8 protein-coding genes are annotated in these 12102 nt (G+C 41.9%); 6 read left to right on the forward strand and 2 right to left on the reverse strand.

Going from position 1 to position 12102, the window contains the following annotated elements:
* Positions 1-135: 135 nt before the first annotated feature.
* Positions 136-1041, reverse strand: coding sequence for a hypothetical protein (locus ACKI5J_RS07250; protein WP_407428007.1), 906 nt, complete (start codon positions 1039-1041; stop codon positions 136-138).
* 808 nt (positions 1042-1849) lie between these two features.
* Between ACKI5J_RS07250 and ACKI5J_RS07255 the strand changes: the two genes are divergently transcribed.
* The 4 genes from ACKI5J_RS07255 (at position 1850) to ACKI5J_RS07270 (ending at position 8837) form a co-directional block, all read left to right on the forward strand.
* Complete coding sequence (locus ACKI5J_RS07255) at positions 1850-2752, forward strand: hypothetical protein (protein WP_407428009.1); 903 nt, start codon at positions 1850-1852, stop codon at positions 2750-2752.
* Positions 2753-3116: 364 nt separating this feature from the next.
* Positions 3117-3893 (forward strand): hypothetical protein, encoded by a 777-nt coding sequence (locus tag ACKI5J_RS07260; RefSeq protein ID WP_407428011.1) that lies wholly within the window; start codon positions 3117-3119, stop codon positions 3891-3893.
* Positions 3894-4102: 209 nt separating this feature from the next.
* Positions 4103-4975 (forward strand): hypothetical protein, encoded by an 873-nt coding sequence (locus ACKI5J_RS07265; protein WP_407428013.1) that lies wholly within the window; start codon positions 4103-4105, stop codon positions 4973-4975.
* Between the two features lie 229 nt (positions 4976-5204).
* A complete protein-coding gene (locus tag ACKI5J_RS07270) occupies positions 5205-8837 on the forward strand; it encodes a DUF6443 domain-containing protein (RefSeq protein ID WP_407428015.1) in 3633 nt (1210 codons plus the stop codon).
* A gap of 488 nt (positions 8838-9325) precedes the next feature.
* Here ACKI5J_RS07270 and ACKI5J_RS07275 read toward each other — a convergent pair whose 3' ends face one another.
* A complete protein-coding gene (locus tag ACKI5J_RS07275; protein ID WP_407428017.1) occupies positions 9326-9718 on the reverse strand; it encodes a helix-turn-helix domain-containing protein in 393 nt (130 codons plus the stop codon).
* A gap of 107 nt (positions 9719-9825) precedes the next feature.
* Here ACKI5J_RS07275 and ACKI5J_RS07280 point away from each other — a divergent pair, with 107 nt between their 5' ends.
* The gene (locus ACKI5J_RS07280) at positions 9826-11469 is read left to right on the forward strand and encodes a hypothetical protein (protein WP_407428019.1); all 1644 of its coding nucleotides are present in this window, start codon (positions 9826-9828) and stop codon (positions 11467-11469) included.
* Positions 11470-11472: 3 nt separating this feature from the next.
* Positions 11473-12102, forward strand: a 630-nt coding sequence (locus ACKI5J_RS07285) for a tyrosine-type recombinase/integrase (RefSeq protein ID WP_407428021.1), incomplete at its 3' end; no start/stop codon positions are given.

Consider the following 12102-nt stretch of genomic DNA (forward strand, 5'->3'; position numbering starts at 1 on the left):
GCCCTTATTGCTGTCGCGAATAAATTAGTGAGGCAGGCTTTTGCGATTTGTAAGGCAGAATCCATTTATGTAAACGATTATAACTACAAGCTGAAAAATATCTGAACATCCTCTTGCATATTAACATAGTTCGTGTCAATAAAGCATTCTTTTTGGTGAAGATTTCTGAAAATCGCTTGGGTGGATCAATTCATGGGTTTGAAGATTTAGAATGTCTTTCAACTTCTGGTTGAGATCATCTATTTGCTTATCTTTTTCGATAAGATATAATGTCAATTCTTCTATTTTTCTTAAAAGCAAAGCATTAGTTTCACCAACCTTGATCCCATTTTCTTCGACATCCTTTGCCGAAGGTACATCAGGCAGATGGTTGTTTTCTTTGATATACGTCGCAACTTCCTTTAAAGATCTTAAATTGTAATTTTCATCAAAGACATAGTCAGCCCAGTTCGTTTCTACCCTCACTTCTTTTGCCCTAACACTGCCATTAACCGAAAGTTTGTAGGCTGGATCTGATGAAGTATTTATGCTAATGTTGTTATTTCCATCAGTTATCAATAGTGGGTTCACACTTACTGATGATGTAATATCGTTTCCCAAGGGGCTGGTGGTTGAGGTCGTAATAGGGATTGAGCTAGCAGTCATGTTGTGACCAAACGTAAAAGCTTTTACAGCAAGAGAGTAATAAGCTGTCGAACTGTTTACTGCAAGATAAAAATTAGTAGTGTTGCCGTTCTGATATATTCTAAGACTTTGCGCTCCTGGCGCAGATCCACCTAAGGTCATTTGATTGATGGAAAGCTTACCACGATTGGCTATATAGAAAGTAGTTGTGCCCTTATTCGAATTTCCCCAGTCGCCGCCAATTATATCAATCTGCAATTTCTGGCCATTTCCCTGATCCGCCTCAGTAAAATTCAATGTTCCGAGGTAAATAAAGTTAACTGCGGGAGAGATATTTGGACCACAAATAATGGAGGTATACTGTGCTTTCGCCAAAGTAGTAGTAATGCACAGTAATATTACGACTAAGTGTTTCATAATAGCAGGGTATAAATTACAGGTCATTATTCTGGAGTTTAAGTTCAAAAGTAACTCCTAAAAGTGCAGTCAGTTTGCACTTTCGTCATTTTACTAAATTACCGTAAGGTCAGCTAATCAACTTTCAATGAAAATGGATTAACCTGAATATATCTTTGTTATCCTTGGTGCAAAAGTACGTGAACTCAGCTATCTTCCTCAAGCGTTTAAGAGTTAGTGTAGATTTGATATATAGCCAAGTAGTTATAAATAACAATTACATTTTGGACTTGGGAAACGTTGTAGGTCTGCTACGGGGAGGTATTGTGGTTTTTGCGACATGATGATCTTCGAGGTAAGTTAAAATAATGTCTAAGTGCAGTTTGGTTGCACTGTTGCAGTTTACTTTAGCGGCATCTTAGTTAGTGGTCATCTAGGTTTCACGAATGGACCTGAGCAAATTCACTATAGCTGGGTATAGATGAAATTAGAAGGATTAATAAGTTGCTGTGCATCTTCCAACTGTTTCATATGCAGAGAATGTAGGAGGAAACTGGGCCAGCTAAGGAATCTGAACATCTTACTATTGAGAAAAGTCGAAGAGCTGACTTTGAACTTGATAGAAGTGAACAAAGAAGTAACTGGTTTAAATGTGTGGAGGGAAAAACCTCAGAGAAGAAGGGGGTGGAGTGATTATATCTAAAAGTCTCGGGTGCGATAGTATAGGTATGTCTTCCAAGATCGTCCGTTCATAAGAATAAGTTACTGTAATCGTGTCAAGACGCGAACATAGTTACCGTTCGATATTAATTTCATAAAAACTTATTATATGAAAAAGTATTTAATCGTTCTTCTTTTAATTTTGTTATCTGATTGTTCATTTTCACAAGTCACAAATCTCGGAGCTGGATATCAGATTGTGGATCTCGGAAAAGGAGTTGCATTCGCCAAACAGGTGATTCTTCTGCATGAAATGTACAACGGATCAAATGTCGCAAATAACTACGCGGTTGGTAACATCGTTGCAATCCGAGGCAGTGTCGCTGCAAACCACCGACTCAACATTGTAAATATCAATACCGGATCAGCTTACAATAGTACCTCAGCATCGATCCAATCTTTTGATAATAATGATTCCTGGAAATTGAAAACGTGCATCTACAATGGGATTAAATATTTAGCTTTAGAAGTGCCATTTTCAAACGCTCATCATGACTGGGGCTTGAAGTTTTCGGGCTGGCGAGCTTCAAGTAACGAAAGCCTGAAGCTAGTTACTTTTGAAATTAACGGCGTTCCCGTCAATACGGACTTACTCAGCAATATACAAGACTATGTTCCGAACATGGTGGAGAAGCACTTAGTGAGCCAGCTAAGTGTTTCAGGAAACCTCGGAATTGGAACAACGAATACACAGGGATACAAATTAGCAGTAGCTGGAAACATGATTGCTGAATCCATAAACGTGAAGGTACAGTCAACGTGGCCAGACTATGTATTCGAGGATGATTATAATTTGCCGACACTCAAGGAAATAGAGAGCCAGATCAAATCGGAAGGTCACTTAAGCGATTTACCATCCAGTCAGGATGTAAAAAACAATGGCGTGGACGTTGGGGAATTGAATTTGAAACTTCTTAAAAAGATTGAAGAATTGACATTACACCTAATCAATCTTGAGAAGAAAAATGATGCTCTTGCGAAAGCGCTCAACGAACTGGTTGGTAACGACTAAAGTGGGAGTTGACGACCCAAATGAATTATTATATTTCACTATAGTGTAGTGAACATTTTTATTTTACTTTGAAGTTGGTCCTTTCAATTTGTACATGCTCATCAGAATATCAATAGCAATAATGCTGTTACTATTAGACCAGTAACATTAAAGCCGTACCACTGTATCTCCCGCAAAGCTCTCGGCAAACGGCTCCAACAATGCAATAGCTCGATGCTTAGACTTGGTAAATGGTTCTGGATTACATCAAAGTTCCGAAGTGTTTTAGAACTGCTCTCTTGCGTGCTACAAATAAATTAGAGATATCTAGGGAAAAAGCTATAGAGTGCAAGTTCATTGCAGTGGAAAGGTTCAACTTTGGTTTATGGACCTTAAAAAATCAAACTCCCTTGGAGCTTTCCTCGGGCTATTCTTTGTTATATCTCTGTATTCAAATGGTTGGGCGCAAAATTCATTCCCTGCGACCGGAAATGTTGGTATTGGTACATCGAAAATCTTGACAAAGCTTCATATAAATTCCTCGTTAAACGGATTCTCGGCAATTGGCATTGGAGACGACACTGATGCTGGCAATTATCAAGTTCCGAGAGGAAGTTCTCCGGGTGGATATAACATAGATTTCTTTACTTATAGAGATATAATTCGCAATCTGGTAGGCGCTAGAATCAGAGCTGAAAGGATAAATGTTTATCAGAATAATTCTGCTTTTATTCAAGCTATGGATTTGAGTTTTCAAACAGGCACGGGAGATGATCAAACAACTCTTACTGAAAAGCTCCGAATTAAATGGAATGGGAATGTTGGGATTGGTACTTCTACACCCACAGAGAAACTTTCGGTCAATGGCACTATAAGATCAAAGGAGATAAAGGTTGATATCGAGAATTGGCCCGATTATGTTTTCGAGAATGGTTATAATTACTTGTCATTAGAAGAACTTGAGTCATATATAAAAATCAATAAGCATCTCCCAAATGTCCCCTCTGCAGCAGAGGTAAAGAGTACGGGTTTAGATCTCGGAAGAATGAATGCGAAGCTACTTGAGAAAATTGAAGAGCTCACACTGATGATGATTTCCCAAGGAAAGGAAATTCGTTTGTTAAAGCAGAAATCAACATGCAAACCGGTTCGTTGCCGTTAACGTAACTTATTTTAAGTTGATATTTTTAGTGCTACTATGAGCAATCGCTAGCTCAGAAATAACGCCTTATCGGATCATTGAGTGTGGTTCAAATCTTCTGCCAACAAATAACTTGATTTAATAGGCGTCTTGAGCTTTAGTAGTTTAATAGTGGGAATAGTCTAAAAGTTGCAAACAGATATATTTATTAAAAATTAAAAAATACTATAATGAGAATAATTCCTTTGTTATTGTTTATAACACTTGTGTCAAGCTTTAAAGTGAAAGCTCAGACGTTTTCACTACCTGGGGATGGAAGGTGGTACAAGGTCGGCACTGCCGCTGGCACCCACGGCTACTTGGAATACGTCTATCAACATCTAACATCTAATAACGGTTCACTTTCATCAGGAGAACTAACGTTCATTAACTACAAAGATTTGTTAATTCAGCATCATCAAACGATGGGATATCAGGCCTGGAACCAGCCGCAGTTCGCTATAATAAATTTTAGTTCTTCAACTGAGCTATGGGTAAAGGCAGCACCAGGGGTCATCAATGGTAATTTTACCATTAGATATCGTCAGGGTGCAACGCTCTCCTTAGGCGATGTGAGTGATGATAACTTGTACGACAACGGTGGTAGAGTAACGATCTATGAAAAGCTAAATGACAACGCAAATATTTTCTATCATGATCTCATTGTTCCCGTAGGAAATTTGAGTGTTGGTACAACTAGTTCTAATGGGTACAAACTGAATGTCAATGGTACGATCCACTCAAAGGAAGTCAAAGTCGATGTTAATTTTCCGGCACCCGACTATGTTTTTGATAGTAATTATTCTTTAATGCCACTCTCCGAATTAGAGCAGTATATTCAGGCAAATCGACATTTGCCTGATGTACCTCCAGGTAATTTGATGGTTAAAGATGGTATTGGTCTAAGTGAGCTTAATATGAAATTACTAAAGAAGATAGAAGAGTTAACTTTATATATAATAAACCAAGAAAAGAAGGTGGTGGACGATAAAGAAAAAATTCACAGTTTGGAAGAAAGTGTAAAGCACATTAACAGGATAATCAGCAGGACGAAACATGAATGAACTTAGCTGATAATACTGTGAAGATGCAAATGTCACAATAGAACGCTAGTCTCAGGCTAACTAGGCACATATATAACACTCCCCATTTCAAGACCAAGAGTTCAGTTAATATCAGATAATTTTCGAGTGCAGTCCCGCTGCATTGTAGTAGTTTACTTTAGGGGCATCTGAGGTAGTTGGCATTTGGTGTCAAGCAATGGGCCTTAAACAATTATAATAGCTTAAATAGATGAAAAAAGGAGGATATAAATGCGTGCTGCGTTTCGGGCAGGGGTGCTTACTTGTTGTAGTATTTTTATGTTCTGTTTTAAAGTCGTTGGGTCAGGAGCAGGATATTAGCCTGAGCAGTTATTCCAATCAGACGGAGATCAAAGCATCCAGGAGTATAACTTTAACGAATGGATTTTATGTTCCTTCGGGGAAAGCAGTAAGGATCTATATTGACCAGGTTTGTCCTTTGCTTGGTAGCATGCCGAGTTCCAGTCAGAACTACATCAGTACTAAGGTTTTTAAGGTGCCCGGGGTGACAAGTGCCAATGTTGATATGCAGAGGAGCGTTTGTGATGTTAATCAGACGATCCAGTACTTTGATGGATTGGGCCGTCCGCTTCAAACGGTTCAGATAAAAGGTAGTCCGGAATTTAAAGATATTGTGCAGCCATTAGTTTATGATGCTTTTGGAAGGGAGGCTAAGAAATACCTGCCGTATGCAAGCAGTGGTGCTGATGGCAGTTATAAAGCGGATGCACTGACTGCGCAGCAGGTCTTTTATACTACTCCTCCAACAGGTGTTCCTGTCATTCCTACAGCATTTTCAGAGACCCGTTTTGAGGCTTCTCCCTTAGATCGGGTAGAGGAGCAGGGTGCACCAGGAGCAGCCTGGCAGATAGGGAGTGGCCATACTGTACGTACTGAATACAGTTCGAACAATAGCACGGTGTTTAACGGAACCAATACTAGTGGCAGTCGCAGGGTGGCACTTTATACAGTAGGTATTGGTGCGGGGAACATCCGTACGCTGGCCCGGGCTGGTAATACAGCTGTCTATGCAGATAACCAATTGTATGTGACCATTTTTAAGGATGAGAACTGGAAGCTTGCTGACGGGTGTATCGGAACAACTGAAGAATATAAAGATAAAGAAGGCAGGGTGGTACTGAAGCGTACCTACAATAAAAAGGGTGCCTTGACAGAGATGCTCTCCACTTATTATGTTTATGATGATTTTGGCAACCTGTGCTTTGTGCTTCCTCCGGCCTCTGGTGCGGACACTAATGCAGCCATCAGCAGTGGTACCCTTGCAGACCTTTGCTACCAATATCGGTATGACGAGCGTAACCGGACGACTGGAAAAAAGCTTCCGGGCAAGGGCTGGGAGTTTATCATATATAATACGCTTGATCAGGTGGTGTTAACTCAGGATGCGCTTCAGCGAGCAAAAAGCCCGCAGCAGTGGAGCTTTTCCAAGTATGATGTCTTTGGAAGGGTAGTGATGACCGGGATTTATGCTGATGCAAGTGGTACCGCCGATAACACTGCTACCCCTTCAGATACACGAAGATCATCGCTTCAGGGTACGATTAATGGGCTAACGGTTAACTGGGAATCCAGGGCTACTTCCGCTGTGGCATCGACAGAGACCGGCTACAGCAATGTTTCTTTTCCAACTTCAAGTATAGGTATGTATTTGTTGATCAACTATTATGACAACTATGATCTGCTTCCCGGAGGGAACCCCTATGTCTATGCATCGGGAAGCCTTATGATTAAAGGATTGTTGACAGCAAGCCGGGTAAAGGTGTTGAAAGCAACGCCAGCTACAGGGAGCGGGGAGATGTTATGGAGCGTAAACTACTATGATGATGAGGGCAGGGTGGCAAAGACATACAATCAGCACTATAAGGGTGCGGTAATCAGTGCAGCCAATTATGACGAGGTCACCAATACCTACAGTTTTATGGATGAACTTTTAGGCAGCACCAGGATCCACCATGTTAACGGTAGCAGCACCCTGGTGAAAGTGCTGACCGAGAATGAATATGATCATGTGGGCAGGCTGACAGCAACAAGCCAGCAGATCGGCGATAACAAAGCTGACAAGGTTAAACTTGTTCAGAACACCTACAATGAAGTTGGTCAGCTTAAGGGCAAAGCCCTGCATAACGCAGTGCAGAATACAACTTACAGTTATAACGCACGGGGTTGGATAACTGGGATGAGCTCAGCACAATTTGCGCTGACACTGAAGTACCAGGATGGACTGCAGGCGCAGTGGAATGGAAACATCTCGCGTCAGGAATTTACCGGGGGAAGTTATGACTATAGCTATGACAGACTCAACAGGTTGGTATCTGGAACTGCCGCAGATGGCAGAACGGAGAAAAGTATCAACTATGACTTAAATGGTAACGTCCTTGCGCTGCAGCGTTACACCTCATCGACATTCGCAGAAGACAAGTTAAAATACCAGTATAGTGGAAACCGGTTAAGCTCGGTGGTAGACAGCACGACAACATTTGCAACCACACAGTTTCAAATGCCGGGCACCACCACTTTCAGTTATGACTTAAATGGTAACATGACAAACAGAAGCAACACGGTGAATACACAGAATAACCTGACCACCGGCTATAATGTGCTTAACCTTCCGCAAAGTACGACCGCAGGTGCTACAACGATAACTTACGTTTATGATGGGTTGGGAAGGAAGCTCCGTAAGGTATCTGGCACTACTGCCACAGATTATGTTAGCGGCATCCAGTATACGGGGAATACTTTGGATTTCATCCAGAATGAAACGGGCAGAGCCATTCTAAATGGGACATCCTACAAGTATGAATACAACCTTTCTGACCATCTTGGTAATGTACGCTACAGCTTTGATGTGAGCAGCGGCGCAACAAGGGTGCTGCAGAAAGATGATTATTATCCGTTTGGATTAAGGATAGCAAGACTAGTATCAGGTCTGGAAAATAAGTATCTTTACAACGGAAAGGAGATACAGGAGGAGAGTAACCAGTACGATTATGGCGCAAGGTTCTATGATCCGGTTATTGGCCGTTGGACAACGCCTGATCCTTTAGCAGAAGTAAACAGGCGGTGGTCACCTTATAATTATACCTATAATAATCCGATCAGATATACTGACCCTGATGGACGTTGTCCGGAATGTGATATTAAATTCAAAAATCCATCGGAAGGACAGACGTATGTGTCAACTGGCAATTCAACCTACACCTACTCAAATGGTAATTGGAACAGGCAGGGTGGCGAATTAGACGAGGTAAAGATTGTAGCAAGTAGTTATGCTTCAGGTCCATACGCATACGCTACAGACAATTCAGCAGGGTTTGGTCTTTATAGAGCTGGTTTTAACGCTGATGGTGATTATGCCGCTGCTTCAGGAAACCTATCAGGCTTTTCTGGTGAGGCCCATGCTAAAACTGACGATGGATTTGATTTTGGAGCGTCTGCTTCTGTTGTAAAGGCAGATGGATCAGTAAGGTTAGGGACAGAAAGTCTTAATGCAAATGGTAATGCAAACGGCAGTCTTTTGTCTGCTGATGCAAGTGTAACAGGATCAGCGAATCTTTCAAAGAATGGAGTTAGCAACATTGAAGGTAGCGCAACCGCGGGTGCTTATGTTGCAAAAGGCGAGTATACAGGAGGCTTTAATATCTTTGGTGTTAAATTTGAATTTACGCAAGGTGGTTCGGTGGGAAGTGCTCACATTGGTATCGAAGGAGGGGCAGGAATCAATGTAAAAAACAGAACAGGCTCAATTGAAGGTAGTTATAATATTGGCTTGGGTGTGGGTGTAAAACAGGGCTTCAAAGTGGAAATCCCTTGGTTCAAAAAATAATAACTTAATAAATTGCAATCATGCTTATAAAAATTATATACGTCTTGTTTATCGCATTAGCGGACTTTTTACTGTACTCAATGCTTAATAAGACCGGGAAAGTAAGTTCAACTTTATTGTGGGTGTTTTGGACACTTTTTTTACTTGTCGTCTTGCTACACACAGGGCTGTTTAAACTTGATTTCCTGATGCCGTTTGACCGTTTTGTAATGGTTGTTCAGTTCTTGGTAGAACTAATAATCTTCCACTTTGTGGGCAAATATTACATTAATAAAACTCAGCGCTCTACTCGTTTAAGTCCTGAAGTTTCAAGCTTTTCAGTTAAAATGGCTTCATTTATATTCTTAAAAGCTATTTATATCTTGGTTTTCATCGTTCAGTGCATTTTTATTCTTACAGAAAACTATACTAAATGAAAATCGGTAAAGCAACTTGTGCCTAACCAATATGCAATCAACAACAGCCTGGCCATCGCCGGGCTATGTTGTTTATAGGGCAGCCACGTTATTCTGAAAGAAGTCCTTAAACTTCTTTTTAGTAAGCATGGTATCAATGATCTTAAAAACCACGGTGCGGTCTTCCTCGTCCAATTGGTTAATCATATTGATCTGCTCAAAATTGGGCTTGTCCTGAATGGTTACATCAACCGGCTGAACATCAAAATGGACGACCTGGTCAATGGTCATCCCGAAATACCCGGCAAAGCGTTCCAGTTCATCAATAGCAATATCACGGGTATTGTTCTCTACCTTGTTATAGCTGGTATAGGGTATGTTCACTTCAGCAGCAAGCTGCTTTTGCAGCAATCCTTTTTGCTCCCGGATCTTCTTAATGTTATCGCCTAAGCTCATTACGTTTGCTTTTCTTCCAAAAATATCCATAAAAGCTATTTTAATCAATATATTGCGTTTTTGTAAATTATTAAGTTGCTAAAATAGGTATTAATAAATACATTTGCCATATCGAAAATCGCAATAAATAGTTTTCAATGAATAAAAGCGGCAAACTAATAACGGATAACGCAGAATTATTGATCTACCTGGACGGCAAGCTGCACATTACCATACTTGGCGGCATCAAGCTAACCGGTTTAGACCGGATGAAAGTAACGCTGAAACTAACCGGTACAGACCATAAGCAAAACACATTCCGCCATAACTTAGACCTGTACAACAGCATCCAAACGGAGCAACTGATCGAGAAATCAGCCGAAGCATTGGACATTAGTACAAATGAGATCAGCACGGCTATTAGTCAGCTAACGACGGTTTTAGAGAATTACCGGACGGAACGCCTGGAAGCGATGAAGCCCAAACAGGTTGAAAAAAAGCAGCTGACCGAACCCGAACGCAAAGCGGCCATTCAATACCTGAAAAGCCCCGACCTGTTAACCAGGACAAAACAGGCAATCGCACAAAGCGGCCTGGTGGGTGAAGAAACGAACAGCCTGATCGCCTACCTGACCTATACGAGCAGAAAACGGCATACCCCGCTGCACCTGATGTGCCTGGGCGCAAGCGGAACGGGCAAGACCTGGTTACAGGAAAGAGTAAGCGAACTCATGCCGGAAGAAGATAAAATAGAGATCACCACGCTAAGCATGAACGCCTTTTACTACTTCGGCAAGGAAGAATTGAAACACAAACTCTTGCTCATTGAAGACATGGACGGCGCAGAAGCGGTACTGTACCCGCTTAGGGAACTGCAAAGCAAGCGCAAGATATCAAAAACGGTAACGCTTAAAGACAGCAAAGGCAACCTGAAAACGGTAACCCTGAATGTGGAGGGCCCGGTTTGTATATCAGGCTGCACCACCAGGGAGCAGCTTTATGAAGACAATGCGAACCGCTGCATCTTGCTGTACATGGACAACAGCCCGGAGCAGGACAAAAAAATAATGGACTACCAACGCAAGCTAAGTGCCGGGCTGATCGACCAGTACGAAGAAAGAAAGGTCAGGGAGCAGGTAAAAAATGTGCAGCGCATCTTAAAGCCGATCAGCGTTAGAAACCCTTACGCCACCTATCTGCACCTGCCGGAGGCCGTATTCAAGCCACGCCGCACCATGCTGCTGCTGTTAATGTTCACCGAAACGATCACGTATTACCACCAGTACCAAAGGGAGCTAAAAACGGATGAGGACACCGGCGAACAATATATTGAAAGCACGATAGCCGATATAGAAGCCGCTTTTACCTTATTGGAAACAACACTTTTAAAGAAAAGTGATGAGTTAAACGATGCTTGCCGGACATTCTTTGAAAGGCTTAAAACCTACCTTAAAGAACAGGATACCGAGTCTTTTTACAGCAAAGAGGTAAGGTCGGCCATGCGTTTAAGCCCGAGCAGTTTAGGCCGTTACCTGTACGAACTGGAACGGATGGGCTATATAAAAATAACCAGGGGCAACCGCTATAAAGGCTTTGAGTATAAAATACAGAACTGGAACGACCTGGAAACATTGACCAACGATGCGCAGAACATGGTAAAAACCATCCTGGAAAACATCAAAGCAGTAACCCGTAACCCGGAAGTAACCCAGGGTGCCAATGGGTTACATAACACGCAGAAAGTCAGCCGGAAAAAGACAGTAGCCCATGAAAGTGAAAAAACAGCAGACATCCTGAAATAAAATATGCAAAATGCCCTTTACATCCGTTTACAGGCAGGCTTTTCCGAGTGGCTGCGCATCCTGAACTTTGAACCGACCAGTCAGCGGGACATGCCTAAAATGTTGGCCGAGTTCCTGGAATACCTGGAGAACCAAAGTTGCAACCACCCGCACGAGACACAGGAAGCGCACCTGAAAAACTACTTGTCTTACCTGCATGAACGGCCAAGCAAAACAAAAGCCGGAGCGATCAGCCTGAACTATATCCGTAAACATTTACAGGTCATTAAAAAGTTTAGCCGTTACCTGACAGAGAGCGGCCAGGAAAGCTTCACTGTTAAGCTGCGCATTAAGGGCAAGACCAGTAATGTTAAAAGCATATTGACCACTACCGAGGTAAGCAAATTGTATGAGGCTGCTAAAGATGATGCTTTAGGGATGCGGGATAAGGCGATGCTGGCTTTATATTATGGCTGCGGGTTGCGAAAAAATGAGGGTGTAAAAGTTGATGTGCGGGACATCCTGATAGAAAAAGACCTGGTATATGTGCGAAAAGGAAAAGGCCACAGGGAACGTTATGTACCATTGGCTGCAAGCAATAAAGCCGACTTGACCCACTATATACAGTATGCCCGGCCTTACCTGGTTAGCGGT

The sequence above is a fragment of the Arcticibacter sp. genome, assembly GCF_045629565.1.
GTDB lineage: Bacteria > Bacteroidota > Bacteroidia > Sphingobacteriales > Sphingobacteriaceae > Arcticibacter.